Source organism: Streptomyces sp. NPDC000345, assembly GCF_042898825.1.
Lineage (GTDB): Bacteria > Actinomycetota > Actinomycetes > Streptomycetales > Streptomycetaceae > Streptomyces.
Window position 1 is genome coordinate 383165 of the sequence record NZ_JBIAZE010000004.1, and the last position, 26112, is coordinate 409276.

The following is a 26112-nucleotide window of genomic DNA, read 5'->3' on the forward strand; positions in this document are numbered from 1 at the left end:
TGGCTGCCTGTCCGGCGCGGGTGCTTGGTCTGGCTCGGCCACTCGTCCGGTGCGGGTGGCTGGCCGTCTCGGCCGTGAGGTCCGTCTCGGCGGCCCGGCCGGTTCGGGTGTCCGGTCCGTCTCGGCTGCCTGTCGGCGTGGCTGCCTGTCCGGCGCGGGTGCTTGGTCTGGCTCGGCCACTCGTCCGGTGCGGGTGCTTGGTCCGGCCCGGCTGCCTGTCCGGCCCGGCTGCCTGTCCGGGCCGGCTGCCTGTCCGGCGCGGGTGCTTGGTCTGGCTCGGCCAGCCGGCCGGTTCGGGCGCCCGGTCGGTGCGGATGCTGGTCCGTCTCGGCCGTGCGGTCTGGCTCGGCCACCCGGTCGGCTCGGCCACCCGGTCGGCTCGGCCGCCCGTGCGGCTCAGGTGCGCGGGAGCACCGACTGGCGGATCACCAACTGCGTGCTCAGGACCACGTGGTCGTCCCCGGAGACCCGCTCCTCCCGCTCCAGCGCCAGCCGCACGGCGGACCGGCCGAGGTCCTCGTACGGCACGCGGACGGTGGTCAGGGCCGGGGTCAGGTCCGCCGCGAAGGGCACGTCGTCGTAGCCGATCACCGAGACGTCGTCCGGGACGGTCAGCCGGAACTCCCGCAGCGCGGCCAGCGCGCCGAGGGCCACCATGTCGGTGCCGGCGAGGACGGCGGTGAACTCCCGCCCGGCGCGCAGGGCGTCCCGGGTGCGCAGATAGCCGGAGGTACGGGTGTAGGGACCCGGCACGTCCAGGTCCTCCTCGTACGGCACCCCGTGCGCCCGCAGCGCGTCCAGGTGACCGGCGCGGCGCTGCTCGGCGGTGCTGAACCCGCTCTCGCCGCCGAGGAACAGGATGCGCCGGTGCCCGGCGGTGAGCAGATGCGCACAGGCCTGGAAGGCGCCGCCGCGGTTGTCGTACTCGATCACCGTGGCCGGCAGGCCGGCGGGCAGGGGCGGGCGGCCGACCAGGACCAGCCGGGACCCCGCCGAGGCAAGCCCCTTCGCGTAGCCGGCCATCCGCGCGTGATACGCGTCGTCGATCTCCGCGCCGCCGACGAGCACCACCGCGGCGGCGTGCTGTTCCCGCATCAGCTGGACGAGATCGTCCTCGCGGGCCGGATCGCCGTGGGTGGCGCAGACCAGGCTCAGCCGCCCCCGGGCCGCCGCCTCCTGCTCCACCCCGGCGGCCACATGGGCGAGGGAAGGGCCGGTGATGTCGTGGAGGACCAGCGCGATCGGGCCGGGGACCCCGCCGGAGAGCGCCTTGGCGTGGACGTTCACCACGTAGTGCAGTGCCTCGACCGCGGCCGTCACCCGGGCCCGGGTCGCCTCGGACACGGGGTAGTTGCCGGCCAGCGTCCGTGAGACGGTCGCCACCGACACTCCCGCCCGGGCCGCGACGTCGCGGATGGTGCTGGGCCTGTCCTGGCCCGCGGCGCCGCGCCGCCGCCTGCCGCCGCCCACGGGCAGCCGGCCCGCGGGGTCCCCGGTTGCGTGATCCGTCACGGCCCGACGTTACTGCATCGGTGGTCCCGCGACGGGCCGGGAGAGGGGACCGTGCCTTCCGGAAGCCGGAAGCCGGAAGCCGTTTGCCCTCCCCGGCCCCGCCGGGCTAGACGCTCGTGGCCGGGTAGGTCGGGTACTCCACCCCGGACACGTGCTGGACGACGCGGACGACCTGGCAGGAGTAGCCGAACTCGTTGTCGTACCAGAGGTAGAGGATGGCGTTGTCCCCGTCGACCTTGGTGGCGCCGGCGTCGATGATCGAGGCGTGACGCGAGCCGATGAAGTCCATCGAGACCGCGTCGGGGGCCGTGGTGAAGTCGATCTGGCGCTTGAGCGGCGAGGTCAGCGAGACCTCGCGGAGGTGATCGAGGACCTCCTCGCGCGTGGTCTCACGGCCCAGCCGCAGGCTGAGGATCGCGATCGAGACGTCCGGCACCGGAACCCGGATGGAGCTGCCGGTGATCGGGGCCTTGAGGTCGGGCAGCGCCTTGGCGACGGCGGACGCGGCACCGGTCTCGGTGATCACCATGTTCAGCGGCGCCGAGCGGCCGCGGCGGTCGGCCTTGTGGTAGTTGTCCAGCAGGTTCTGGTCGTTGGTGAACGAGTGGACGGTCTCCACGTGACCACGCAGCACGCCGTACTCGTCGTTCATCGCCTTCAGCGGCGGGACGATCGCGTTGGTGGTGCAGGAGGCGCAGGACAGGATCTGCTCGTCCGGCTTGATGGTGTCGTGGTTGACGCCGTGGACGATGTTCGGGACGTCGCCCTTGCCGGGGGCGGTCAGGACGACCTTGTCGACACCGGGCCGCAGGTGCTTCGAGAGGCCCTCGCGGTCGCGCCACTTGCCGGTGTTGTCGATGAGGATGGCGTTGTCGATGCCGTACGCGGTGTAGTCGACCTCGGTCGGGTCGTTCGCGTAGATCACCTTGATCTCGTTGCCGTTGGCGATGATCGTGCCGTTCGCCTCGTCGACCGTGATCGTGCCCTGGAACTGGCCGTGGACGGAGTCCCGGCGCAGCAGCGACGCCCGCTTGACGAGGTCCTGGTCGCCGCCACCGCGCACCACGATGGCGCGCAGCCGCAGGCCGTTGCCCGAACCGGACTTCTCGATCAGCAGCCGGGCGACGAGCCGGCCGATGCGGCCGAAGCCGTACAGGACGACGTCACGCGGTTCCCGGCGGTCGATCTTGTTCGCACCCGTGGCGCCCGCCACGGCCTCGGCGGTGAAGTCGCGCACCGACAGACCGCGGTCGTCGGCCCGGTAGGTGGCGGCGAGCATGCCGATGTCGATCTGGGACGGGCCGAGGTCCAGGGTGGTGAGCGCCTCGAGGAACGGCAGCGTCTCGGTGACCGAGAGCTCCTCGCCCGCGATCTGCCGGGCGAACCGGTGGGTCTTGAGGATGCTGACCACCGACTTGTTCACCAGGGAGCGGCTGTGCAGCAGGACCGTCACATCCCGCTCGCGGTGCAGCTTCCCGATCATCGGGATCATCGACTCCGCGATCTCCTCGCGGTTCTTCCAGTTGGTGAACGAATCGTCGTTGAGCGTCACGGGCCTATCTTTCGAGCTAGGTGGCGCTCAGATGCTAACCCGATGCCCCTTCGATCATTCAAGCGGGGGTCCGCTCAGGTGTGCGGACGGGCGGGAGTGGACCCGGACGGCCGCGGCCGCCGGGGAATCCCCAGGGCGCACAGCGCGCCGGCGAACACCACAGCCACCCCGACCCACACCGCGGGGTGCAGACCGTCGACGAACTGCCGCGGCCCCTCGGTGCTGCCGTGTGCCACGAACACCGTGCTGAGGACGGCGATGCCGAGCGCACCGCCGATCTCGCGCACGGTGGCGTTGGCGCCGGACGCCTTGCCGGCGTGCTGCCCGGCGACCGAGCCGAGCACGACCGCCGCCGTGGGCGCGAACACGAAGCCCATGCCGACGCCGGCCACGATCATCGGGCCGACCAGGGACGCGTACTCCGTGCCGACATCGGCGACCAGGTTGATCCAGCCCAGGCCGACCCCCTGGAGGAAGAGTCCGAGAGCCATCAGCCGGCCGCCGCCCACCCGGTCGGTGAGCAGTCCGGCGACGGGGGCCACGAACATCGGCATCAGTGTCCAGGGCAGGGTGCGCACACCGGCCTCCAGCGGGGTGCGCGGCGGCACGATCTGGAGGTACTGGGCGAGCAGGAACAGGGAGCCGAAGACCCCGAAGTACATCGCCGCGGACACGAAGTTGGTGAGGGTGAAGGCCCGCACCCGGTAGAACGACAGCGGCAGCATCGGCTCGGGCGCCCGCGCCTCCCACCGGGCGAACCCGGCCAGCAGCGCCACGCCCGCGGCGAACGCGCCCAGCACCCTCCCGGAGGTCCAGCCGTCGGGCTCGCCGTGCACGATCGCCCACACCACGGCGCACAGCCCGGCCGCCGCCAGCACCATGCCGGTCAGGTCGAGCCGGACGGCGGGCAGCGAGCTCTCGCGCAGGGCGGACAGCACCAGCGGGATCGCGATCACGCACACCGGCACGTTGATCCAGAAGATCCAGCGCCAGTCCCAGCCGTCGACGACCGCGCCGCCGACCACCGGGCCCATCGCCACGGCGAGACCGCTCACGCCGGACCACACCCCGAGGGCCATGCCGCGCAGCCGCACCGGCACGGCCTGCGACAGCAGGGTCAGCGACAGCGGCATCACGGCGGCCGCGCCGAGGCCCTGGAGCGCGCGGAAGGTGATCAGCCGGGCGCTGGTGTCGGACAGGCCGCAGCCGATCGAGGCCAGGGTGAACAGGGCGATGCCGATGACGAACACCCGCCGCCGCCCGAAGCGGTCGCCGAGCGCGGCGCCGGTCATCAGCAGGCAGGCGAAGCTGAGTACATAGGCGTTGACGAACCACTGCAGTTCCTGCGTGTCCGCCCCGAGGTCCACGGCCAGGGTGCGCAGGGCCGTGGAGACGACGAGGTTGTCCAGCGCGACCATGAACATCGGCACGGCGGCCGCGACGATCGCGAGCCAGAGCGGTGTGCGTCGGCCCCGGGCCTCGGGGGCGGAGGCGGCCGGTGCGTCGAGGACCGGGCTCTCTTCGGACAGGGGCATGGCGGGGCTCTCTCCTGGGTGTGGGCGGTCAGGCACCGGAGCGGGCCTGCTCGGCGAGGCGCCGTCGGGCGTCGTTCCAGTCGATGGGCAGTCCGGCGGCCGGGACCTGCCAGAACGTGAAGACCGACTCCTTCGTCGTGGGCCGCATACCGGTCATGACGGACCGGTGCGGCTCGGTCCTCGCGTACGTGTACAGGGCGTTCTTGTCCTCCCAGGCCGACAGGGTCCAGAAGGTGCGCTTGAGGGGTTCGGCGATCAGGGAGGCGCCGTACGCGCCGGGCGCGCCGCAGACCTGCCGCCACGCGGCCAGCGACTTCCAGAGGAAGCGCGGTACGTCGTGGAACGAGCGGACCTCGAACCGGGACGCCATCACGAACGCCTCGGTGTCGGGTGCGGGGGTGCTGACGGTCGTCCAGCGCAGGGTGGGCATGGCTGTGGCCTTCTCTCCGACGGCGCGGGGGCATATTGGATACCTCTACTATCTATGTTAGACAGTAGAGGTATCCAGTTTTCAAGAGTGGGGCCGCACGAAATCGGAGCCGAACCGCATGCGCATCTCCGAACTGAGCCGCCGCAGTGGCGTCTCCGTGACGACGATCAAGTACTACCTCCGCGAGGGCCTGCTCCCGCCCGGCCTTCAGACGGCCGCCACCCAGGCCGAGTACGACGACCAGCACCTGCGCAGGCTGCGCCTGATCCGCGCCCTGACCGGCGTGCGCGGCCTGTCGGTCAGCACCACCCGCGAGGTGCTGGACGCCCTCGCCGAGCACACCGGCGACACCCACCGCCTCCTGGGCCTCGCCCTGGGCTCCGTCCGGGTGGGGGAGAAGCCCGCCGACGACGTCCCGGACGCGGCCGAAGTCGATGCGCTCGTCAGGGAGCTGGGCTGGGACGTGCACGAGGCGGCACCCGCCCGCGCCACCCTCGCCGAGACCCTCGGCTCACTGCGCGCCCTCGGCGTCCCCCTGGACTGGCACACCCTGCTGCCGTACGCCCGCCTCGCCGAGCGCACCGCGGTGCTCGACCTCGACCAGCTCGACGGGATCGAGGACCCGCTGGAGACCGCCGAACGCGCCCTGCTGCTGACCGTCCTGCTGGAGCCCGCCCTGATGGCCCTGCGGCGCATGGCCCAGGAGAACGAGTCGGCCCGGCGGCACACCACCTAGCGGGGGCCGCGCTGAGCGTGCCGGCGTCGGGGATCCGGCCGCAGCGGCACAGGCCGCCCCGGGGGTCCTCGCCGCCCTCGCGTCGCCTGCGCCGGACTCCTCGCCCCGGCGCGGCCGAGCCAACCCCGGGGAGCGAGGGGATTGATCCTCGCCCCGTCGGGTACGCGAGGCCGGACCCCGCCCGGAGGGAATGCTTCCGGAGCGGGCCGTACGACCGCCGCGACGAGGGGATCTGCCATGGAGACGCCCGCCCACGACCGCAAGGCCAACCCCGCCCAGTGGGCGCTGGACGCGCTCGCCCGGGACACCGAGGACACGACGGCCCTGGACACGCTCGCGCACTGCGACGTGCTGGTGCCCGTGCCCGACGACGCCACCGACGAGGACGTCACCAACCCCGCGACGGTGGCCCTGCCGGTGCTGGAGAACCCCGGCGGCGCACCCGTCGTACCGGTGTTCACCTCCGAACCGGAGATGGCCGGGCTGCTGCCCGGTATCGACCGCTACCGTCTGGTGCCGCTCGGCGCGCTCGCCGCGCAGTGGCCGGCCGAGGAACTGTCGCTCGCGATCGACGCGGCCGGTGAGCACCCGCTGACGCTCACCTCCGAAGGGGTACGGACCCTGCTCGTCAGGTGAGCCCGAGACCCGGTGCGGGACCGAGGGACCCGCACGGACCGCACATCTCTGCCGGCGGACGGCGCCGGAGCGCGCGGGCCGCGGGGCCGGCCGCTCCGGCGCGAACCGCTGCACCGGGAGAACGGTCCACCCCGGGCACGTGATCCAGAATGACCGCATGATCTGGCTCTCCGGCGTGGCCGGCGCACTCGTGCTCGCGCTGGTCCTCGGCAGCATCCTGCGGACCCTCGTCGTACCGCGCGGCCTGTACTCCGTGGTGGTGTACCGGCTGTGGTGGACGCTGCGCCGCCTGCTGCACCTGGCCGCCCTGCGCCGCGGCTACGAGGCCATCGACCGTCTGCAGGCCTGGCTCGCCCCGCTGATGCTGGTCGGCATGCTGGGGATCTGGCTGGCGGGTGCCCTGATCGGGTACGGCCTGCTGCTGTACGCCCTGTCCCCGCTGGACTGGACCACCTCCTTCCGGGAGGCCGGCTCCAGCCTCTTCACCCTGGGCTTCGCCGGCGGCGCCCGCCTGAGGCTGACCGGCCTCGACTTCGCCGCCGCGATCACCGGCCCGGTCGTCATCGCCCTCCAGATCGCCTACCTCCCCACCCTCTACGCCGCCTACAACCGCCGTGAGCTGGAGGTCACCCTGCTCCAGTCCCGGGCCGGCGAGCCCGCCTGGGGTCCGGAGATCCTCGCCCGGCAGTGGCTCGTCGACACCGAGACCGCCCTGCCCGAGCTGTACCGGGCCTGGGAGCGGCTGGCCGCGGACATGGGGGAGAGCCACTCGACGTACCCCGTGCTGCTCGCCTTCCGCTCCCCGCGCCCGCACCGCAGCTGGCTGGTCGGGCTCATCGCGGTGATGGACGCGGCGGCCATGCAGCTCGCGCTGACACCGCGTTCCGCCCCGCCGGAGGCCCGGCTCGTGCTGCGCGCCGGATTCACCGCCCTGCGGGACATCGCCCGCTCGATCCGCTTCACCTTCGACTCCGACCCCTCGCCGGACGCCCCGGTCCGTCTGACCTACGTCGAGTTCGACGCGGCGGTGTCGATGCTGGAGTCGGCCGGCTTCCGAGCCGAACGCGACACCGAGGAGGCATGGCCGCACTTCAAGGGCTGGCGGGTCAACTACGAGGCGCTCGGCTACGAACTGTGCCGTCGCTGCGACGCGGTCCCGGCCCTGTGGACAGGGCCGCGCGACTTCCCGTCGGCACCGATCCCCCCGCGCCGGCCGGCGGACCGCAGGCCGGGGGAGACGCGGTCGTAGCAGGCGGCGCCGGGCGGACAGGGCCGGGTGATCCGTGCGGCGGACGGGCGGGAATCAGGCCCGGGAAGCGCCGCCCAGCATCCGCTCCAGCACCGCCCGTTGCAGCGGCAGCACCTCGGAGTGCAGGTCACGGCCCTTCTGGGTGAGGGTCACGTACACCCCGCGCCGGTCCTCCACACAGACGGCACGCTCCACCAGACCGTCCCTCTCCAGCCGGCCGATGAGGCGGGACAGAGCGCTCTGGCTGAGGTGCACCCGCCCGACGAGGTCCTGCACCCGGCACTGGTCGCCCCGCAGGGGCGCCTCGGCGGCGAGGACGTCGAGCACCTCGAAGTCGCTCGCGCCGAGGCCGTGCGGGTGCAGCGCGCGGTCGATCTCGCACATGGTGCGCGCGTGCACCGACAGGATGTCCCGCCACCGTTCCTCGAGGCCCGCCCCGGCCGTCTTCGCTGCCATACCCGCACGGTAACACCGTCTCCGCCCTTCCTTGACAGTGCAACTAGTGCGGGTGCAAGCAGTTGGCTACGAGGGGTCCTGCAGCAGCCCCACCAGGTTGCCGTCCGGGTCCTTCACGGAGGCGATCAGCCGGCCGTTGCCGACGTCGTGCGCGTCCTGGAGCAGCTCCGCGCCCGCCGCCAGCAGCGCCGCGAGCCGCTCGCGCAGATCCGTGACGTGCCAGTACGGAACCGGGCCGGTCATGCCCTTGCCGTGCCCGTTCGGGTCGAGGCCGACGTCCTGGCCGGCGGCCTTGAAACCGACGTAGTAGGGCTCGTCCGCATACGGCTCGACCTCCAGCAACGCGCTGAACACGGCCTTCGCCCGGTCGAGGTCCTTGACGGGGTAGATGATCGTCTGCAGTCCGGCAGCCATGGCTGGTCACTCCTCGTCGGTGCGTGCCGCCGACGGGATCGTCGGCGTCGGTGGTCTCACGCTAGGCCGAGGGCAGGGGAGGACGCTTCTCGAATCCTGACCGGATCGTGGGGCACGGCACGGCACGGAAAAGGGGCCGGTCCTCGTGACCGGCCCCGCTCGCGATCCGTCAGGTCGACTCCCGCTTCACCAGCTCCGTCGGCAGGATCACCGCCGCCGGATCCTCACCGCCTATCTGGGCGAGCAGCACGCGCACCATCTCGGCGCTGATCCGGTCGTAGGGCTGACGGATCGTGGTGAGGGCCGGGGTGGCCTCCGTCGCGGCGACGGAGTCGTCGAAGCCGCCCACGGCCACGTCCTGGGGAACCCGGCGGCCCGCCTGGTGCAGCGCGGTCAGGGCGCCCTGGGCCATGAGGTCGGACGCCACGAACACGGCGTCCATGTCCGGCGCCTGCGCCAGCAGCCGTTCGGCGCCCGCCTGCCCGCTGGCCCGGCTGTAGTCGCCGGAGACGATGAGCCGCTCGTCGATCTCGATGCCCGCCTCCGCGAGCACCTCCTTGTAACCGGCGAGGCGATCGACTCCGCCCGGGGTGTCCAGCGGGCCGCTCACCACGCCGATACGCCGGCGGCCCAGCGACAGCAGATGGCGCACCATGTCACGGGCGCCGTCCCGGTCGTCCGCGGCCACGTAGCTCACCTTGGAGCGGAGCCCCATCGGCTTGCCGCACTGGACGAGAGGCACCCCCGCCTCGCGCAGTTCCTCCGCCACCGGGTCCCCGGAGTGGCTGGAGACCAGCAGCACCCCGTCGACGTGACCCGCGGTGATGTACCGCGTGATGCGCCGCCGCTCGTCCTTCGTGCCCGCCAGCATCAGCAGCAGCGGGATGTCGTGCGCCGCCAGGGCCTGGGTGCAACCGCTCAGCAGGACGTTGAAGTTGGGGTCCTCGAAGAACCGCTCCTGGGGCTCCGTCAGCAGGAAGCCCACGGAGTCCGAACGGCCGGTGATCAGTGAACGGGCGTGCCGGTTCACGACGTAACCCGTCTTGCGGATCGCGGCGTTGACCGCCTCCGCCGCGGAGGGACTGACGTAGTGCCCGCCGTTGAGCACACGAGAGACGGTGCCCCGGGAGACCCCCGCCTCCCGGGCCACGTCGTGGATCGTCGGCGGTTTGCGCCGGCCCCCCGCACCATTGCTCATGGTCATGACTTTACGGCCCCGGACAGCAGATCCAGACTCCAGAACCGCTGGACCACCAGGAACAGCGCCACCAGCGGGATCACGGCCAGGAACGCCCCGGTGATCACCAGCGTGTACAGCGCGGGCTGGTTCGAGCCCTGCTCCAGCAGCGTGTACAGACCCAGCGTGATCGGGAACCTCTCGTCGTCGCTCAGCATGATGTACGGCAGCAGGAAGTTGTTCCACACCGCCACGAACTGGAACAGGAACACCGTCACCAGCCCGGGCACCATCATCGGCAGCGCGATCCGCGTGAAGATCCGCCACTCGCCCGCCCCGTCCATCCGGCCGGCCTCCACCACGTCACCGGGCACGGCCGCGGCCGCGTAGATGCGCGACAGGTACACGCCGTAGGGGGAGAGGATCTGCGGCAGGAGCACCGACCAGTACGAGTCGGTGAGGTTCGCCTGGGCCAGCAGGAGGTACTGCGGGACGGCCAGGATGATCGGCGGCATCAGCACGCCCGCGAGCAGGATGTTGAACATCGACTCACGGCCGCGGAAGCGGTAGGTCGCCAGCGCGTACCCGCTGAACGCCGACACACAGGTCGACAGCAAGGCGCCGAGACCGGCGTACAGGGCGGAGTTGCCCAGCCACTTCCAGTAGACGCCGTCGCGGTAGGAGTTGAGGTCCCTGAGGTTGTCGGCGAAGCCCGTGCCCGGCAGGAAGGTGAACGTGGAGAACAGCTCACGGCCGGACTTGGTGGAGGCGATCACCACCCACGCCACGGGCAGCAGGCAGTAGACCGCGCCCAGCAGCAGCGTGATCGTCGGCACCAGCGCGACCCGGCTGCGCAGCGGCGGGCGGCTCCGCGCGGCGCCGGTCGCACCGGCCGCCGTCGGCGCCTTCGGGACGGCGAGAGAACTCACAGCGCTGCCTCCTGCTTGTTACGGCGGTTCGCGGCCCGCAGGAAGCCGAACGACAGCACCAGCGTGACGAGGGCGATGATCACGGCCTCGGCGGCCGCCTGGTAGATGTCACCCGTGCCGAACGCGTCCCGGTACACCTTCATCAGCGGACTCCAGGTCGTGGACACGGAGTTGGTGAGTGGTTTCAGGGTGGTGGGCTCGTTGAACACCTGGAGTGTGGCGATGATCGAGAAGAAGAAGGTCAGCACCAGCGAGGGCGCCACCATCGGGATCTTGATCCGCAGCGCGATCTGCAGCGGGGTGGCGCCGTCCAGCTTCGCCGCCTCGTAGACCTCGGCCGGAACGGCCTGCAACGAGGTGTAGATGACGATCATGTTGAAGCCGGTGCCGCCCCAGACCGCGATGTTGGAGAGGGCGAGATACAGGGGACCGCCGTCCAGCAGGTCCGGCTGCGGCAGCCCCAGCCTCTCCAGCACGAAGTAGAAGGGGCTGACGTCCGGCAGGTACAGGAAGCCCCACAGCAGCGCCGCCACCACGCCGGGGATGGCGTACGGCAGGAAGATCGCGAGCCGGGTGAACGGGGCCAGCCGCACCTTCTCGGAGTCCAGCATCAGCGCGAACAGCAGGGCCAGGCCCAGCATCACCGGGACGACGATGCAGCCGTACCCGAGGACGCGCAGCGCGCCGTCCACCAGCTCGCTGTCGGTGAAGGCGTCGGTGTAGTTCTCGATGCCGGCCCAGACCTCCTTCCGGGCACCGGCGCCCAGTCCGAGGCCGGACACCTTCACCTTGTGGAAGCTGAGCCAGACCGCGTACCCGATGGGCAGCGCGAAGAACAGGGCGAAGAGGAGCGTCGCGGGGAGGAGGAAGAAGTAGGGGGCGCTTCGCGCTCGTCTGAGGGTGGTGGTGGGAGAGGGGAGGACGTACGGGGCCCCCTTGACCCCGTACGACTTCCGGCGTGCGGTGGTCACTCGGAGACCTCGAAGCCCTGCTTCTTGAGGTCGGCGACCGTGTCGTCCTGCATCTCGTCCAGGGCGGCGGAGAAGTTGGACTTGTTCTTCGCGGCGGCGCCGAAGGCGTCCTTGAAGGTCTGGTAGGCCACGTTCACGTTCGGGCCCCAGGCGGAGGGCGCCGTCGTCTTCGCGATGCCGGCGGCCAGCGTGTAGAAGTCCGGCTGCGTCGAGAAGTACTCCGGCGGGGCGGAGAAGGCGCCGCTGATCTGGGCGTTGGTGGCCGCGGGGTAGATGCCGCTCTCCTTGGCCAGCGCCTGCAGGGCCTCGTCGTCGGTGTTCAGCCAGGCGGCGAACTCGGCGGCGGCCTCCTGGTGCTTCGAGTCCGTCGTCACCGCCGTGGAGGAGCCGCCCCAGCTGCCGGTGACGTTCTCGTTCGCCGACCACTGGGGGAGCGGGGCCATGGCCCACTTGCCCTTGGTGTCGGGCGCGGCGGTGGTCAGCGTGCCGGGCGCCCACACCGCCGACACCCAGGCGATCTGCTTGCCGGTGTTCAGCGCCTTGTTCCAGGCCGGGGTGTACATCGGCTGGTTGTCGATGGCGCCCTCCTTGACGAGGCCGCCCCAGAAGTCGGCGACCTTCTCGGTGGCCGCGTCGTTGATGCCGACCTTCCACTTGTCGCCGGAGGTGGTCCACCACTGGGCGCCGGCCTGCTGGGCGAGGCCCGCGAACAGACCGGAGTCGTTGGCGGAGAACGTGGTGAGGTCCTTGTCCGGAGCCTTCTTCTTCAGCGCGCGGGCGGTCTCGGCGAACTCGTCCCAGGTGGTCGGGACCGTCAGGCCGTACTTCTTGAAGAGGTCGGCGCGGTAGTAGAACATCATCGGGCCGATGTCCTGCGGCACCGCGTAGACCGCGTCCGTGCCCAGCGTGGTCTGCTGCCACACACCGTCGGCGAACTTGCTCTTCGCGTCCCCGACGTTCTTCGCCATGTCCGCCAGCGCGTCATTGCTGACCAGCGTCGGCAGCGCCTGGTACTCGGCCTGGACCAGGTCGGGCGCCTTGCCCGCCTTGTGCGCGGTGAGGATCTTGGTGACCAGCGTGTCGCCGGACGCCTGCTTCTTCACCGTGACGGTGATCCGGTCCTTCTTGCCCTGGCCCTTGTTCCAGAGGTCGACGACCTTGTCCATGCCGGGCGTCCAGGTCCAGTACGTCAGCGAGACCGGACCGGACTCGGCCTTGCTGTCACCGTCGGACGAGCCGCAGGCGGCGAGGGCGGTGCTGCCGAGAGCGACGGCAACAGCAGTTGCCACGAGGCGACGGCGCTTCGTGTTGGGCATGGATCTCTCCCCTGACCTGGGTCCCCGCCGGGTGCGGAAACCTGCCATGCGAATGGCACGACCTGGGTCCCCGCCCGTCGCGGGGCCCCGTCATGCTGTCTGTGAGCGTTCACAGTAGAGAAACATCCCGGACACTTGTCAATGGTTGTTGCTGTGCGGTTATGTTGGGCTCCGAACGCCGCCGCAGTGTGTGCACGTTCCCAAATGATCGATTAAACGGGAGACATCCATGCCGGAGACCACCCCCAGGGGCCTCACCAGGCTCGCCTTCGGTGGGGACTACAACCCCGAGCAGTGGCCGGAAAGCGTCTGGCAGGAGGACGTCCGGCTGATGCGGGAGGCCGGCGTCACCATGGTGAGCGTCGGGATCTTCTCCTGGGCCCTGCTCGAGCCCTCGCCCGGGGTGTACGACTTCGGCTGGCTGGACCGGATCATCGGCCTGCTGCACGAGAACGGCATCCGCGTCGACCTGGGCACCCCCACCGTCGTCCCGCCGGTCTGGTTCTACCGCGCCCACCCCGAGGCACTGCCCGTGACGCCCGAGGGCGTGCGCTACGAGTTCGGCTCCCGCGGCGCCATCTGTCACAGCAACGCGGACTACCGCGCGGCGGCGGCGGCGATCACCACCCGGCTCGCCGAGCGCTACGGCGACCACCCGGCGCTCGCGATGTGGCACGTGCACAACGAGTACGGCGTCCCCGTCTCCGCCTGCTACTGCGACTCCTGCGCCGCCCACTTCCGCCGCTGGCTGGAGACGACGTACGGCACGGTGCAGGCGGTGAACGAGGCCTGGGGCACCGCCTTCTGGGGCCAGCGCTACGCGAGCTTCGAGGAGATCAACCCGCCGCGCGCCACACCGACCGTCGGCAACCCGGGCCAGGCCCTCGACTACCAGCGGTTCGCCGACGCCACCATGCGCGAGAACTTCTGCGCGGAGCGCGACATCCTGCACCGCCTCGCGCCCGGCGTCCCCGTCACGACCAACTTCATGACGGCCCTCAGCCAGTGCGACTCGGTCGACTACTGGGCCTGGGGCCGCGAGGTCGACATCGTCACCAACGACCACTATCTGATCACCGACGGCCGCCGCACCCACGTCAATCTGGCGATGGCCGCCGACCTGACCCGCTCGGTCGCGGGCGGAGCCCCCTGGATCCTCCTCGAACACTCCACGTCGGGCGTCAACTGGCAGCCGCGCAACCCGGCCAAGGCCCCCGGCCAGATGGCCCGCAACTCACTCGCCCACGTGGCCCGGGGCTCCGAGGGCGCCATGTTCTTCCAGTGGCGGCAGTCCCGGCGCGGCGCCGAGAAGTTCCACTCGTCGATGGTCCCGCACGGCGGCACCGACACGCGCGTGTGGCGCGAGGTCGTCGAGCTCGGCGCCTCCCTCGACTCGCTGGCCACGATCCGCGGCACCCGCACCGAGGCCGACGTGGCCGTCCTGTGGGACTGGCACTCCTGGTGGGCGCAGAACCTCGCCTGGCGCCCCAGCGAGGACCATGATGCCAGGGAGCGCGCCGACGCCTTCTACGAGGCGCTCTACGACCGCCACCTCACCGTCGACTTCGCCCACCCCGAGTCCGACCTGTCGGCGTACCCGCTGGTCGTGGTGCCCGCCCTCTATCTGACGACGGAGGCGGCCGGGAACAACCTCAGGGAGTACGTCGAGAACGGCGGCACGCTCGTCGTGTCGTACTTCTCCGGCATCGTCGACGAGCACGACGCCGTCCACGAGGGCGCCTACCCGGGCGCGCTGCGCGACGTCCTGGGCCTGACCGTCGAGGAGTTCTCCCCGCTGCTCCCCGGCCAGGACGTGCGCCTGACCGGCCCCGACGGCTCCGAGCTCGGCGGCGACGTGTGGACCGAGTTCGTGGTGCCGCGCGGCGCCGAGACCGTCTGGACGTATGCCGACGGCCTCACCGCGGGACACCCCGCCGTCACCCGGCACCGCCTCGGCGAGGGCACCGCCTGGTACGTCTCCACCCGCCTCGGCCACGAGGGCCTGGACGCCCTCATCGGCTGGGCCGCCGAGGACGCCCGGCTCGCCCCCCGCGCCGACCTGCCCCGCGACGTGGAGGTGGTGCGCCGCTCCGGCGAGAGCGGCAGCTACCTCTTCGCCGTCAACCACACCGCCACCGACGCCAAGGTGCCACTGGAGACGTCCGGCACCGAGCTGCTGACAGGCGAACGTGCCGCCGGCCGCCTCGCGGTCCCGGCGGGAGCCGTACGGGTCGTCCGACTCGACGGCTGAGCCGACTCCCCTCCGCCCGTGGAGCCGCGAGCCGCGGGCGGAGGGGGCCCTCACGAGGGAGCCCCCGCGGGGCGCCCACCTCGGGAGGGAACCCCATCCCCATCACGTCGAAGGGACGACGGACGACGATGTTCCATCCCAGACGCACCCTCAGAGCCCTGCTCCTGCCGCTCGTCGCGGGGCTCGCCCTCACGGCCCTGCCCGCGCAGACCGCCCAGGCGGCCGCCACGCTCGGCAACGGCGGCTTCGAGTCCGACGGCACCGGCACCGCCACCCCGTCCGGCTGGTCGACGTACTCGGCGGCCGGGCAGAACTCCGCCTCCTTCACCGAGTCCGGTGGCCACGGCGGCAGTTACCGTCTGACCCACTGGGCGTCCACCGCCTACAAGGTGGAGACGTACCAGTACCTGTCCGGGCTGACCAACGGGTACCACACCCTCACCGCCTGGGTCCGCTCCGGCGGCGGCCAGAACTCCGCCTACATAGCCCTGAAGAACTGCGGCAGTTCGGAACAGCGCACGGACCTGCCGGTGTCGGCCGGCAGCTGGGTCCGGATCGTCACGTCGGTCAACGTGACGAACAACCAGTGCACGATCAGCATCAACAGCGACGCGAAGGCCGGCAACTGGATCAACGTCGACGACCTGACCTTCACGTCGGGATCGACCGGCCTGTCCGTCAAGGGCTCCGACATCTCGTCGCTCGCCAAGAGCGAGGCCCTCGGCGGCGTCTACCGGACCAGCTCCGGCACCGCCGGCGACGCGGTCACCATCCTGAAGAACGCCGGCATGAACTACGCGCGCCTGAAGGTCTGGGTCAACCCCGCCGACGGCTACAACAACAAGACGCGCGTGCTGGCCATGGCCAAGCGGGTCAAGGCCGCGGGCATGAAGCTGCTGGTCGACTTCCACTACTCGGACACCTGGGCCGACCCGGGCAAGCAGACCAAGCCCTCCGCCTGGTCCGGCCACTCCTACAGCCAGCTGAAGACGGACGTGTACAACCACACGTACGACGTGCTCAACGCGCTGAAGGCACAGGGCACCACGGCCGACATGGTCCAGGTCGGCAACGAGATCAACGGCGGCATGCTGTGGTCCGAGGGTTCCACGGACAACTGGTCGCAGCTCGCCGGGCTGCTCAACTCCGGCTACAGCGCGGTGAAGGCCGTCTCCTCCGGCACGCAGGTCGCGCTGCACCTGGCCAACGCCGGTGACGACGCCACCGTCCGCTGGTGGTTCGACAACGCCAAGACGTACGGCATCAACCACGACGTGATCGGCCTGTCGTACTACGGCTACTGGCACGGCTCGCTGGCCGCCGCCCAGACCACCCTCGACGACGTGGCCTCGCGCTACGCCAAGCCGGTGTTCATCGCCGAGACGGCCTACCCCTTCCGTCTCGACAGCGACGACTCGCTCACCAACCAGATCGACACCACCGGTGAGCTGGTCTCCGGCTACCCGGCCGGCGCGGCCGGCCAGCTGGCGTGGATGAACGCCGTCGCGAACATCGTGGAAGCCGTTCCCAACGGCCGCGGGCTCGGTGTCTTCTACTGGGAGGCCACCTGGACCGCCGTCAGCGGCAACGGCTGGGACCCCGCCGACGCCACGTCGGGCAACGGCTGGGAGAACCAGGCCCTGTTCGGCTACGACGACAAGGCCCTGTCCTCGATGGCGTGGTTCAGCCACCGCTGAGCGCGTCACCCGGTGAACAGGGGGCCCGGCCGCACCCGCGGCCGGGCCCTCGCGCGTCGCGAGCGGCCGTGTCCATGGGGCCCCCGGAGATCCGAACGCCTTTCCGTGACAAGGGTGTTCGATCCCAGCCAAGGCTTCACAAGTTCCCTACACGGCGCCCCCGACTGCGCAAGAGTGGGGAGCCGCGGCACGAGGAGGTCCGGACGGAGGGGGACGACGATGCTGAGGACTCCCGTCGGTGAGCGGCGACTCGACATCCTGGAGTGGCTGAAGGAGCCGGCCCGGCACTTCCCGCCCCAGCGGCACGGCCACCTCGCCGACGACGGTGTCACCGCCGACGCGATCGCGGCGAAACTCGGTGTGCGCCGCCAGGTGGCCGACACCCACCTCGCCCTGCTCACCGACCTCGGCCTGCTGCGCGCCACCCGGATACGCCGGCGCGTCTACTACCGGCGCGACGAGGTGCGCATCGCCGAGGTGGCGCGCATGTTCGAGAAGGGATGGTGAAGGCCGGCCGGAAGGGACGCCCGGGCAGCCGTGCGGCGGGGCGGCACCACGGAGAACCGTTTCCGGAAAGCCCCGGCAAAACACCACGGGTACGACCGGTCGACGACACCCCTGCCTGCGAGGATGGCCACATCCTCCAGGAAGGGCGGAACCTCATGGACCGTCGGACGGCCCTCGTCCCGACCAGGTACCTCACTCTCCCCGGTCACGGCCCCGAAGACGTCGTGGCCGACCCCAGAGGACGTGTGCTGACCGGGGTGGCGGACGGACGGATCCTGCGGATCGACGGCCTGGACGACCCGTCCTCGGCCCGCGTCGAGCACATCGGCGAGATCGGCGGCCGCCCCCTCGGCCTCGAACTCCTCCCGGACGGTGACCTGCTGGTCTGCGACGCCGACGGCGCTCTGCTGCGCCTCGACCCCGAGGGCGGCCCCGGCAACGTCCGCGTGCTGACCGAATCGGCGGCGGGGGAGCGGCTGCGGTTCTGCAGCAACGTCGTCGCCCTGCCCGACGGCACCGTCTACTTCACCGTCTCCAGCCGGGTCCACCCGTTGCGCGACTGGATGGGGGACATCGTCGAACACACCGGCACCGGCCGCCTGTTGCGCCTCGAGCCGGGCCGGCGCGAGGCCGAAGTGGTCCTGGACGGGCTGCAGTTCGCCAACGGCCTGGTCCGCGGCGCCGACGACTCGTTCCTGGTCGTCGCCGAGACGGGCGCCCGCCGCCTCACCCGCTTCCACCTGACCGGCCCCCGCGCCGGCCAGGCCGAACCCCTCGCCGAGAACCTGCCGGGCTTCCCCGACAACATGTGGCGCGGCGCCCCCGACGGCCCGATCAGGGTCGCCCTGGCCGGCCCGCGCGTCCCACCCCTCGACCTCCTCCACCGCGCGGACCCCGCCGTCCGCCGCCGTGCCGCCCGTGTGGCCCTGCGCGCGCCCTTCCGCCCCTCGGGCACGACCGGGGTCCTCGCGGTCGACGACGAGGGCCGGATCCTCGAACACCTCACCCGCCGCCGCTCCGGCTTCCGCATGGTCACCAGCGTCTGCGAGACCGGTGGCCGCCTGGTCCTGGGCAGCCTGTGGGAGCGCGGCATCGCCGTCTGCGAGGCGCCCGTGACCAAGTGAGACGGCGTTACGCTGGTGCCCGGCCGTGATCGCCCCGGAGAACCATGGCGGTCAGGAACCGGTCAGGAGACGTACGACATGACAGCCCCGCAGGCCGAGAGCCTCCGCACCAGCGCCCCCCGCGGGACCACCGGGAGCGGCCGGCTCCCGGTGGTCGCCGTGGTCGCCGTCGGGGGCGGGATCGGTGCCGCCGCCCGCTATGCCGCCACGCTGTGGTGGCCCACACGGACGGGCGGCTTCCCCTGGACCACCCTCGGGGTGAACGTCGTCGGCTGCGCGGTGATCGGGGTCTTCCTGGTCCTGATCACCGAGGCCCTGACCGTCCACCGGCTGGTGCGCCCCTTCTTCGGCACCGGCGTCCTCGGGGGTTTCACGACCTTCTCGACGTACGCCGTGGACATCCAGCGGCTGGTCGACGCGGGCCGCCCGGGCGCCGCCCTCGCCTACCTCGCCGCGACCCTGTGCGCGGCCCTCGCGGCCGTGTGGCTCGCTGCGACCGCGACGCGCCGGCTTCTGCTGTGGAGGCAGTGATGACGAGACTGACCGGCAACGCCCTGCGCCTGACCGTCTTCGTCGGCGAGAACGACACCTGGCACCGCAAGCCCCTCTACACCGAGATCGTCCACCGCGCCCGCGCGGCCGGCCTGGCCGGCGCCAGCGTCTTCCACGGCGTCGAGGGCTTCGGCGCGTCCTCGCTGATCCACACCTCACGGCTGCTCTCGCTCAGCGAGGACCTGCCCGTCGCCGTGGTCGTCGTCGACACGGAGGACCGGGTGCGGGCCTTCCTGCCCCAGCTCGACGAGCTGGTCACGGAGGGGCTGGTGGTCCTCGACGAGTGCCATGTCGTGCGGTACGCGGGCCGTGGAGCGAACCAGGGCGAAGCGGACACGGAGGGTAAGAAGTCGTTGTGAACTGGTGGGTCGTCGTCGCGGGCGGCATGATCGGCGCCCCTCTGCGCTATCTGACCGACCGCGCTGTGCAGTCCCGGCACGACTCGGTCTTCCCCTGGGGCACCTTCGCCGTCAACGTCACCGGCTGTCTGATCCTCGGCACCCTCACCGGCGCCGGTGCCGTCGGCCCCGACCTGCGGTTGTTCCTGGGCACCGGCCTGTGCGGGGCGCTGACCACGTACTCGACGTTCTCGTACGAGACGCTGCGGCTGACGGAGACCGGTGCGGGCCTCTACGCTGCCGCCAATGTCCTCGGGAGCGTGCTGGCGGGCCTCGGGGCCGCGTTCGCCGGGGTCGCGATAGGCCAGGCGGTGTGGCCGTAGCCGGTCCGCCGCGCCACACCTGCCAGGACTCGCCTGGTAGGACTGTCCACCGCAGTTGTCGACCCACGCAGAACTGGATTCCATGAGCGCCATCTCCGTCGGCCAAGCCGTCGTCCTGGGAGCCGTCGAGGGAGTGACCGAGTTCCTCCCCGTCTCCTCCACCGGCCATCTGAAGATCACCGAGGGCCTGATGGGCATCCCGGTCGACGACGACGCCGTCGTCGGGTTCTCCGCCGTGATCCAGGTCGGCGCGATCGCCGCCGTGCTGGTGTACTTCCGCAAGGACATCACCCGGATCGTGTCGGCCTGGTTCCGGGGCCTGCGCCACCGCGAGGAGCGCGTCCACCACGACTACAAGTTCGCCTGGTGGGTGATCTACGCGACCATCCCGATCGTCGCCGTCGGCCTCGCCGCCAAGTCCCTCATCGAAGGCCCGCTGGCCTCCCTCTGGGTCGTCGCCGGTTCACTGATCGTCGGCAGCGGTGTGATGTGGGCGGCCGACCAGATGGGCCGGCACAAGCGCGGCGAGGACGACACCTCCTTCAAGGACGCGATGCTGGTCGGCAGCTCCCAGATCCTGGCGCTGCTCTTCCCCGGCTTCTCCCGCTCCGGCGCCACCATGTCCACGGCGCTCATCCTCGACCTGGACCGGGTCGCGGCCACCCGCCTGTCCTTCTTCCTCGGCATCCCGGCGCTGACCGGCGCGGGCCTGTACGAGCTGAAGGACGCCCTCGGCACCGGCGCGGGCGCGGCCCCGCTGGTCGTCGGCACCGTCGTCTCCTTCGCGGTGGCCTACGCCTCCATCGCCTGGCTGCTGAAGTTCGTCGCCAAGCACTCCTTCAACGCCTTCGTGATCTACCGGATCGCCGTCGGCGTGCTGCTGTTCGGGCTGCTCGGCACCGGTGTGCTGAGCGGCTGAACCTCGTTCCCTCCGCGCTCCTGGGGCGGGAAGTCTGCTTTCAGACTTCCCGCCCGCTGAATTTCTCCTTTCGTCGACCTTGACACCACCGGCACGTGACCCGGAACATCTCTCCCGTGAACCTGTCAGACAGCCAGACAGGTGGCAGGGCCCCGCGGCGCGTCAGCGCCATGGAAGCGGTTCTCGGTCATCTCCGTGGCGCCATCGAACGCGGCGAATACGCCATCGGCGACAAGCTCCCCTCCGAGGCGGAGCTCTGCCGCAGCCTAGAGGTGTCCCGGCCCGTGCTGCGCGAGGCCCTGCGCGCCCTGCAGACCATGGGCCTGACGGTCGCCAAGACCGGCAAGGGCACCTTCGTGATCGCGAACACCGTCGAGGACCCCACCTTCGGCGACTACGCGGCCAGCGACCTGCTGGAGGTGCGCCGTCACGTCGAGATCCCGGTCGCCGGGTACGCGGCACTGCGCCGCACCCCGGAGAACCTGGACCACCTGGCCCATCTGCTCGACCGCATGGAGCGGGAGACGGACACCACCGCGTGGGTCGCGATGGACACCCTCTTCCACCTGGCCGTCGCCGAAGCCGCCCAGAACCCGGTCTTCCGCCGGGTCATCGAGGAGATCCGGGACGCACTGGCGCGTCAGTCGGCCTTCCTCAACGAGCTGGGCGGCCGGCGCGAGCAGTCCAACCGCGAGCACCGGGCCATCGTCGAGGCGCTGATCGACGGTTCCGAGCACGACGCGGTGGAGGCCATGAGCCACCACCTCGACCGCGTCGAGACGACCCTCACCGACATCGTGCGTTCCCCTGGCACGAACAATCCCCTGGAAGGCGGACCCGAGGCGTGAGCGAACAGCACCTCAAAGACGAGACGCGCCCCTCGTCCCGTCACGTCGACGCCGGAGACCACGGCTACAGCAAGTCGCTGAAGCACCGGCACGTCAACATGATCGCCATCGGCGGCGCCATCGGCACCGGCCTCTTCCTCGGCGCGGGCGGCCGGCTCGCCGACGCCGGACCCTCCCTCTTCGTCGCTTACGCCGTCTGCGGCGTCTTCGCCTTCCTGGTCGTGCGCGCCCTCGGCGAGCTCGTCCTGTACCGCCCCTCCTCCGGCGCCTTCGTGTCGTACGCCCGAGAGTTCCTCGGTGAGAAGGGCGCGTACACGGCCGGCTGGATGTACTTCCTGAACTGGGCCACCACCGGCATCGCCGACATCACCGCGGTGGCCACCTACACCCACTACTGGGGCATGTTCTCCGACATACCCCAGTGGGTGATCGCGCTGATCGCCCTGGCCGTCGTCCTCACCGTGAACCTGATCTCGGTGAAGATCTTCGGCGAACTGGAGTTCTGGTTCGCCATCGTCAAGGTCAGCGCGCTGGTGGTCTTCATGTGCATCGGGATCTTCCTGCTGGTCACCCAGCACCCGGTGGACGGCACCACCCCCGGCCCCTCCCTGATCACCGACCACGGCGGCGTCTTCCCCAACGGCCTGCTGCCCATGCTGCTGATCATCCAGGGCGTGGTCTTCGCCTACGCCTCGGTCGAGCTGGTCGGTGTCGCGGCGGGCGAGACCGAGAACCCCGAGAAGATCATGCCGAAGGCCATCAACTCGATCATGTGGCGCGTCGGCCTGTTCTACGTCGGCTCGGTCATCCTGCTGTCGATGCTGCTCCCGTGGAACAAGTACACGGCCGGCGAGAGCCCCTTCGTCACCGTGCTGTCCAACATCGGCGTCCCCGCGGCCGGCGGCGTGATGAACCTCGTCGTCCTGACGGCGGCGATGTCCTCCCTCAACTCCGGCCTGTACTCCACCGGGCGCATCCTGCGCTCCATGGCGGTCAACGGCTCCGCCCCGAAGTTCACCGCGAAGATGAGCCGCAGCCAGGTCCCGTACGGCGGGATCCTGCTCACCAGCGGAATGTGCGTGCTGGGCGTCGGCCTCAACTTCGTGGTCCCGGCGGACGCCTTCGAGATCGTCCTGAACTTCGCCGCCCTCGGCATCCTCTCCACCTGGGGCATGATCATGATCTGTCACCTCCTCTTCTGGCAGAAGACCCAGAAGGGCGAGCTGACCCGCCCGGACTACCAGCTGCCGGGCTCCCCCTGGACCGAACTCGTGACGCTGTTCTTCCTCGCCTCGGTCCTGGTCCTCATGTACGCCGACGGCGGCGCCGGACGCACCACCGTGCTGTGCCTGCCGCTGATCGTCGGAGCGCTGGTAGCGGGCTGGTACGCCATCCGCGGCCGCCTGGCGCGCACCTCGGCCAAGGCCGACGCGTGAACCCGGCGCCGGCCCACGACGACCCACAAGCGATCCAGGCAGTGATGTACAGCAGTTCTCTCGCGGACGCCCCCGTGATCCGTGAACCCCTCCATGTGCCCGTCGCCCACCTCGTCCGCGGCGGGGTGACCGAGGGCGTCCACCACGGCTCCGTCGTCGTCCTCGGCGCGCGGGGTGAGGTCGACTTCCAGCTCGGCGACATCGAGGCCGCCTTCTACCCGCGCTCGGCGCTCAAGCCCGTCCAGGCCGTGGCCATGCTGCGGGCCGGACTGCCGCTCGACGGCGCGCTGCTCTCGCTCGCCGCCGCCAGTCACTCCGGCGAGGAACGCCATCTCGCCGGGACCCGGCAGATCCTCGGCCTGGCGGGCATCACGGAGGACGAACTGCGCAACGTCGAGGACATGCCGTACGGCCCGGCGGTCCGCGACGCGTGGACACGGGAGGGCCGCGCGCCCTCCCGCCTGGCCCAGAACTGCTCCGGCAAGCACGCGGCCATGCTGTACACCTGCAAGCTCAACGGCTGGTCCCTCGACGGCTACCTCGACCCGGAGCACCCGCTCCAGCAGGCGATCGCCGAGATCGTCGAGGACCTCACCGGGCAGCGGATCGCACGGGTCACCGTCGACGGGTGCGGCGCCCCTCTGTTCTCCGTCTCCCTGCACGGCCTCGCCCGGGCCGCCGCCCGCATCACCACCGCGGCGCCCGGCACCCCCGAGGCCCGGGTGGCGGACGCGATGCGCGACCACGCCGAGATGGCCTCCGGCTCCGGCCGGGACGTGGCCGCCCTCATGCGGGCCGTGCCCGGCCTGCTGGCGAAGGACGGTTTCGAGGGCGTGGAGGTCGCCGCCCTCCCGGACGGCCGCGCCGTCGCCGTCAAGATCTCCGACGGCGCCGACCGGGCGCGTGTCCCGGTCACCGCGGCGGCCCTGGCCCGGGCGGGGGTGGACCCCGCCCTGCTCACGGAGTTCGCGGGCGAACCCCTCCTCGGCGGTGGCGTACCGGTCGGCTCGATCCGCCCGGTGCGCGCCCTGGACCCCCTCACGGTGCGGGCCTGCGCCTGAAGGCTCCGGTGACCACCGAGTGTGCGCGGTGGTCACCGGCGGACCCCGGATCCGGTTCCGGTCGCACCCGGGCCGGGTCCGCCCGGTCGGCGCGCGGACCGGGCCCCTGGCAGGCGCACCGGCCGCCGACCGCATCGCTGCGGCCGGTGCGCTGACCGCGGGCCGGATCGTGTCGGCCGGGGTGTGGACCGGGGGCCGGATCCCCCGGCCGGTGGGCCGGATCCCCCGGCCGGTGGGCCGGAACCCCCGGCCGGGGCTCTGATCGCGGGCCCGATCCGTTCGGTCGGCGCAGGGTCCGCGGGGCGAAGCCCCCGGGTCGGCGCGCTGACCGTGGGCCGGATCCGTTCGGTCGGCGCATCCACCGCTGACCGAATGCCCGGTCGGCACATCCACCGCTGACCGAATTCCCGGTCGGCACATCCACCGCCGAGCGGATCCCCCGTCGGCGCATCCACCGCCGACCCCCGCCGGCGTATCCACCGCCGGCCCCCGAGCCGCCGGTCCGGTCACCACCGGACCGGTGCCACGACCGGCCCGGGCGGACGACACCCCGTACCGCCCGGGCCGGCCACCAGCCCATCCGACGTCACCTGCTCCTCACCCCCCCACCTCACCTCAGAAAGAGGCCGCACCCTCATGACCGCCGCCACCCGCAGCGAACACGATCTGCTCGGAGACCGGGACGTCCCCGCCGACGCCTACTGGGGCATCCACACCCTGCGCGCCACGGAGAACTTCCCGATCACGGGCGCCACGATCTCCGCCTACCCGCACCTCGTCGACGCCCTCGCCGCCGTCAAGGAGGCCGCAGCCCTCGCCAACGAGGAACTCGGTCTGCTGGCGCCCGAGAAGGCCGCCGCGATCGTCGCCGCCTGCCGGGAGATCCGCGGGGGCAGGCTGCACGACCAGTTCGTCGTGGACGTCATCCAGGGCGGTGCCGGCACCTCGACCAACATGAACGCCAACGAGGTCGTGGCGAACCGCGCCCTGGAGCTGATGGGCCACGAGAAGGGGCAGTACCGGTTCCTGCACCCGAACGAGGACGTCAACCTGGGCCAGTCGACCAACGACGTCTACCCGACCGCTGTCAAGGTGGCGACGGTCTTCGCGGTGCGGGGACTGCTCAAGGCCATGGCGGTCCTGCAGGACTCCTTCGCCCGCAAGGCCGTCGAGTTCCGCGATGTGCTCAAGATGGGCCGTACCCAGTTGCAGGACGCGGTCCCCATGACGCTCGGTCAGGAGTTCTCGGCGTACGCCGTCATGATCGACGAGGACCGCAACCGTCTCGACGAGGCCGTCCAGCTGATCCATGAGATCAACCTGGGCGCCACGGCGATCGGCACCGGCCTCAACGCCCCCGCCGGCTACGCCGAGGCGGCCCGCCGCCACCTCGCCGCCATCACCGGCCTGCCCCTCGTCACCGCCGCCAACCTCGTCGAGGCCACCCAGGACTGCGGCGCGTTCGTCCAGATGTCCGGCGTGCTCAAGCGCATCGCCGTCAAGCTCTCCAAGAGCTGCAACGACCTGCGGCTGCTGTCCTCCGGGCCGCGTGCGGGCCTCGGCGAGATCAACCTCCCGCCCGTGCAGGCCGGTTCGTCCATCATGCCGGGCAAGGTCAACCCGGTGATCCCCGAGGTGGTCAACCAGGTCGCCTTCGAGGTGATCGGCAACGACGTCACCATCACCATGGCCGCCGAGGCCGGACAGCTCCAGCTCAACGCGTTCGAGCCGATCATCCTGCACTCCCTGTCGGAGAGCATCACCCATCTGCGCGCCGCGTGCCTCACCCTCGCCGACCGCTGCGTGGACGGCATCAGCGCCAACACCGAGGCACTGCGCGCGAGCGTCGAGAACTCCATCGGCCTGGTCACCGCCCTCAACCCGCACATCGGGTACACGGCGGCCACCGACATCGCCAAGGAGGCCCTCGTCACCGGCCGCGGGGTCGCCGAACTCGTCCTCGAGAAGGGCCTGTTGCCCGCCGATCGACTCGCGGACCTGCTGCGCCCCGAGGTCGTGGCGGGCAGCGGCGCCCCCCTCGTATGACCTCTTCCTGACCTGCGGTGACGCGCCAGAACCGGCC

At 71.3% G+C, this 26112-nt stretch carries 25 protein-coding genes; 15 read left to right on the forward strand and 10 right to left on the reverse strand.

Annotation, left to right across the window (positions count from 1 at the left end):
* Positions 1 to 396 precede the first annotated feature (396 nt).
* From ACFY30_RS11990 to ACFY30_RS12005, 4 genes are all read right to left on the reverse strand, one after another.
* Entirely contained in the window at positions 397 to 1512 is a 1116-nt protein-coding gene (locus ACFY30_RS11990) for a LacI family DNA-binding transcriptional regulator (protein WP_390845071.1), read from the reverse strand.
* A gap of 106 nt (positions 1513 to 1618) precedes the next feature.
* Positions 1619 to 3064, reverse strand: a complete 1446-nt coding sequence (locus tag ACFY30_RS11995) for a glyceraldehyde-3-phosphate dehydrogenase (RefSeq protein ID WP_390657669.1) — start codon at positions 3062 to 3064, stop codon at positions 1619 to 1621.
* Between the two features lie 74 nt (positions 3065 to 3138).
* A complete protein-coding gene (locus ACFY30_RS12000) occupies positions 3139 to 4599 on the reverse strand; it encodes an MFS transporter (protein ID WP_390845072.1) in 1461 nt (486 codons plus the stop codon).
* Positions 4600 to 4627: 28 nt separating this feature from the next.
* Positions 4628 to 5029 (reverse strand): DUF3291 domain-containing protein, encoded by a 402-nt coding sequence (locus tag ACFY30_RS12005; RefSeq protein ID WP_390845073.1) that lies wholly within the window; start codon positions 5027 to 5029, stop codon positions 4628 to 4630.
* 118 nt (positions 5030 to 5147) lie between these two features.
* Here ACFY30_RS12005 and ACFY30_RS12010 point away from each other — a divergent pair, with 118 nt between their 5' ends.
* From ACFY30_RS12010 to ACFY30_RS12020, 3 genes are all read left to right on the forward strand, one after another.
* Positions 5148 to 5765 (forward strand): MerR family transcriptional regulator, encoded by a 618-nt coding sequence (locus ACFY30_RS12010; RefSeq protein ID WP_390845074.1) that lies wholly within the window; start codon positions 5148 to 5150, stop codon positions 5763 to 5765.
* Between the two features lie 237 nt (positions 5766 to 6002).
* A complete protein-coding gene (locus ACFY30_RS12015) occupies positions 6003 to 6401 on the forward strand; it encodes an SseB family protein (protein WP_390845075.1) in 399 nt (132 codons plus the stop codon).
* Between the two features lie 157 nt (positions 6402 to 6558).
* Complete coding sequence (locus ACFY30_RS12020; RefSeq protein ID WP_390845076.1) at positions 6559 to 7650, forward strand: hypothetical protein; 1092 nt, start codon at positions 6559 to 6561, stop codon at positions 7648 to 7650.
* Between the two features lie 54 nt (positions 7651 to 7704).
* On the opposite strand, the gene ACFY30_RS12025 is transcribed toward ACFY30_RS12020, so the two are convergent.
* The 6 genes from ACFY30_RS12025 to ACFY30_RS12050 all read right to left on the reverse strand — a co-directional run bounded on the left by ACFY30_RS12025 (position 7705) and on the right by ACFY30_RS12050 (position 12913).
* On the reverse strand, positions 7705 to 8106 hold the full coding sequence (locus ACFY30_RS12025) for a MarR family winged helix-turn-helix transcriptional regulator (RefSeq protein ID WP_390845077.1): 402 nt from the start codon (positions 8104 to 8106) through the stop codon (positions 7705 to 7707).
* A gap of 66 nt (positions 8107 to 8172) precedes the next feature.
* Positions 8173 to 8520 carry a VOC family protein gene (locus tag ACFY30_RS12030; RefSeq protein WP_390845078.1) on the reverse strand — a complete coding sequence of 116 codons (348 nt, stop codon included), beginning with the start codon at positions 8518 to 8520 and terminating at the stop codon, positions 8173 to 8175.
* 169 nt (positions 8521 to 8689) lie between these two features.
* The gene (locus tag ACFY30_RS12035; protein ID WP_390845079.1) at positions 8690 to 9724 is read right to left on the reverse strand and encodes a LacI family DNA-binding transcriptional regulator; all 1035 of its coding nucleotides are present in this window, start codon (positions 9722 to 9724) and stop codon (positions 8690 to 8692) included.
* Positions 9721 to 10626, reverse strand: a complete 906-nt coding sequence (locus tag ACFY30_RS12040) for a carbohydrate ABC transporter permease (RefSeq protein WP_390845080.1) — start codon at positions 10624 to 10626, stop codon at positions 9721 to 9723. Before ACFY30_RS12040 ends, ACFY30_RS12035 begins: the two co-directional genes overlap by 4 nt.
* On the reverse strand, positions 10623 to 11597 hold the full coding sequence (locus tag ACFY30_RS12045) for a carbohydrate ABC transporter permease (RefSeq protein ID WP_390845081.1): 975 nt from the start codon (positions 11595 to 11597) through the stop codon (positions 10623 to 10625). The genes ACFY30_RS12040 and ACFY30_RS12045 overlap by 4 nt, the downstream gene beginning before the upstream one ends.
* Positions 11594 to 12913, reverse strand: coding sequence for an ABC transporter substrate-binding protein (locus ACFY30_RS12050; protein ID WP_390845082.1), 1320 nt, complete (start codon positions 12911 to 12913; stop codon positions 11594 to 11596). Before ACFY30_RS12050 ends, ACFY30_RS12045 begins: the two co-directional genes overlap by 4 nt.
* A 229-nt stretch (positions 12914 to 13142) precedes the next feature.
* Here ACFY30_RS12050 and ACFY30_RS12055 point away from each other — a divergent pair, with 229 nt between their 5' ends.
* The 12 genes from ACFY30_RS12055 (at position 13143) to aspA (ending at position 26075) form a co-directional block, all read left to right on the forward strand.
* Entirely contained in the window at positions 13143 to 15164 is a 2022-nt protein-coding gene (locus ACFY30_RS12055) for a beta-galactosidase (RefSeq protein ID WP_390845083.1), read from the forward strand.
* 128 nt (positions 15165 to 15292) lie between these two features.
* Positions 15293 to 16861, forward strand: a complete 1569-nt coding sequence (locus ACFY30_RS12060) for an arabinogalactan endo-beta-1,4-galactanase (protein ID WP_390845084.1) — start codon at positions 15293 to 15295, stop codon at positions 16859 to 16861.
* Positions 16862 to 17080: 219 nt separating this feature from the next.
* The gene (locus ACFY30_RS12065; protein WP_390845085.1) at positions 17081 to 17368 is read left to right on the forward strand and encodes an ArsR family transcriptional regulator; all 288 of its coding nucleotides are present in this window, start codon (positions 17081 to 17083) and stop codon (positions 17366 to 17368) included.
* Positions 17369 to 17523: 155 nt separating this feature from the next.
* Positions 17524 to 18492: an SMP-30/gluconolactonase/LRE family protein gene (locus tag ACFY30_RS12070; protein ID WP_390845086.1), complete on the forward strand. Its 969-nt coding sequence runs from the start codon at positions 17524 to 17526 to the stop codon at positions 18490 to 18492.
* A 78-nt stretch (positions 18493 to 18570) separates the two neighbouring features.
* The gene (crcB, locus tag ACFY30_RS12075) at positions 18571 to 19023 is read left to right on the forward strand and encodes a fluoride efflux transporter CrcB (protein ID WP_390845087.1); all 453 of its coding nucleotides are present in this window, start codon (positions 18571 to 18573) and stop codon (positions 19021 to 19023) included.
* Positions 19023 to 19403 (forward strand): DUF190 domain-containing protein, encoded by a 381-nt coding sequence (locus ACFY30_RS12080; protein WP_390657686.1) that lies wholly within the window; start codon positions 19023 to 19025, stop codon positions 19401 to 19403. The genes crcB (ACFY30_RS12075) and ACFY30_RS12080 overlap by 1 nt, the downstream gene beginning before the upstream one ends.
* On the forward strand, positions 19400 to 19765 hold the full coding sequence (gene crcB / locus ACFY30_RS12085) for a fluoride efflux transporter CrcB (RefSeq protein ID WP_390845088.1): 366 nt from the start codon (positions 19400 to 19402) through the stop codon (positions 19763 to 19765). The genes ACFY30_RS12080 and crcB (ACFY30_RS12085) overlap by 4 nt, the downstream gene beginning before the upstream one ends.
* Positions 19766 to 19847: 82 nt before the next feature.
* Entirely contained in the window at positions 19848 to 20684 is an 837-nt protein-coding gene (locus ACFY30_RS12090) for an undecaprenyl-diphosphate phosphatase (protein ID WP_390845089.1), read from the forward strand.
* A gap of 170 nt (positions 20685 to 20854) precedes the next feature.
* The gene (locus ACFY30_RS12095) at positions 20855 to 21532 is read left to right on the forward strand and encodes a FadR/GntR family transcriptional regulator (RefSeq protein ID WP_390845279.1); all 678 of its coding nucleotides are present in this window, start codon (positions 20855 to 20857) and stop codon (positions 21530 to 21532) included.
* Complete coding sequence (locus ACFY30_RS12100) at positions 21529 to 22968, forward strand: amino acid permease (RefSeq protein WP_390845090.1); 1440 nt, start codon at positions 21529 to 21531, stop codon at positions 22966 to 22968. The genes ACFY30_RS12095 and ACFY30_RS12100 overlap by 4 nt, the downstream gene beginning before the upstream one ends.
* 44 nt (positions 22969 to 23012) lie before the next feature.
* Positions 23013 to 24029 (forward strand): asparaginase, encoded by a 1017-nt coding sequence (locus tag ACFY30_RS12105; RefSeq protein ID WP_390845091.1) that lies wholly within the window; start codon positions 23013 to 23015, stop codon positions 24027 to 24029.
* Between the two features lie 636 nt (positions 24030 to 24665).
* Positions 24666 to 26075 carry an aspartate ammonia-lyase gene (gene aspA, locus ACFY30_RS12110; RefSeq protein ID WP_390845092.1) on the forward strand — a complete coding sequence of 470 codons (1410 nt, stop codon included), beginning with the start codon at positions 24666 to 24668 and terminating at the stop codon, positions 26073 to 26075.
* Positions 26076 to 26112 lie beyond the last annotated feature (37 nt).

Bases quoted from the DNA above. Each gene is read 5' to 3' on its own strand.
- ACFY30_RS12105 (WP_390845091.1), top strand. From the start codon at position 23,013: ATGTACAGCAGTTCTCTCGCGGACGCCCCCGTGATCCGTGAACCCCTC.
- aspA (WP_390845092.1), top strand. From the start codon at position 24,666: ATGACCGCCGCCACCCGCAGCGAACACGATCTGCTCGGAGACCGGGAC.
- ACFY30_RS12005 (WP_390845073.1), bottom strand. From the start codon at position 5,029: ATGCCCACCCTGCGCTGGACGACCGTCAGCACCCCCGCACCCGACACC.
- ACFY30_RS12095 (WP_390845279.1), top strand. From the start codon at position 20,855: ATGGAAGCGGTTCTCGGTCATCTCCGTGGCGCCATCGAACGCGGCGAA.
- ACFY30_RS12000 (WP_390845072.1), bottom strand. From the start codon at position 4,599: ATGCCCCTGTCCGAAGAGAGCCCGGTCCTCGACGCACCGGCCGCCTCC.
- crcB (WP_390845087.1), top strand. From the start codon at position 18,571: ATGACAGCCCCGCAGGCCGAGAGCCTCCGCACCAGCGCCCCCCGCGGG.
- ACFY30_RS12060 (WP_390845084.1), top strand. From the start codon at position 15,293: ATGTTCCATCCCAGACGCACCCTCAGAGCCCTGCTCCTGCCGCTCGTC.
- ACFY30_RS12070 (WP_390845086.1), top strand. From the start codon at position 17,524: ATGGACCGTCGGACGGCCCTCGTCCCGACCAGGTACCTCACTCTCCCC.
- ACFY30_RS12015 (WP_390845075.1), top strand. From the start codon at position 6,003: ATGGAGACGCCCGCCCACGACCGCAAGGCCAACCCCGCCCAGTGGGCG.
- ACFY30_RS12025 (WP_390845077.1), bottom strand. From the start codon at position 8,106: ATGGCAGCGAAGACGGCCGGGGCGGGCCTCGAGGAACGGTGGCGGGAC.
- ACFY30_RS12090 (WP_390845089.1), top strand. From the start codon at position 19,848: ATGAGCGCCATCTCCGTCGGCCAAGCCGTCGTCCTGGGAGCCGTCGAG.
- ACFY30_RS12080 (WP_390657686.1), top strand. From the start codon at position 19,023: ATGACGAGACTGACCGGCAACGCCCTGCGCCTGACCGTCTTCGTCGGC.
- ACFY30_RS12065 (WP_390845085.1), top strand. From the start codon at position 17,081: ATGCTGAGGACTCCCGTCGGTGAGCGGCGACTCGACATCCTGGAGTGG.
- ACFY30_RS12010 (WP_390845074.1), top strand. From the start codon at position 5,148: ATGCGCATCTCCGAACTGAGCCGCCGCAGTGGCGTCTCCGTGACGACG.
- ACFY30_RS12030 (WP_390845078.1), bottom strand. From the start codon at position 8,520: ATGGCTGCCGGACTGCAGACGATCATCTACCCCGTCAAGGACCTCGAC.
- ACFY30_RS12055 (WP_390845083.1), top strand. From the start codon at position 13,143: ATGCCGGAGACCACCCCCAGGGGCCTCACCAGGCTCGCCTTCGGTGGG.
- ACFY30_RS12035 (WP_390845079.1), bottom strand. From the start codon at position 9,724: ATGACCATGAGCAATGGTGCGGGGGGCCGGCGCAAACCGCCGACGATC.
- ACFY30_RS12050 (WP_390845082.1), bottom strand. From the start codon at position 12,913: ATGCCCAACACGAAGCGCCGTCGCCTCGTGGCAACTGCTGTTGCCGTC.
- ACFY30_RS12020 (WP_390845076.1), top strand. From the start codon at position 6,559: ATGATCTGGCTCTCCGGCGTGGCCGGCGCACTCGTGCTCGCGCTGGTC.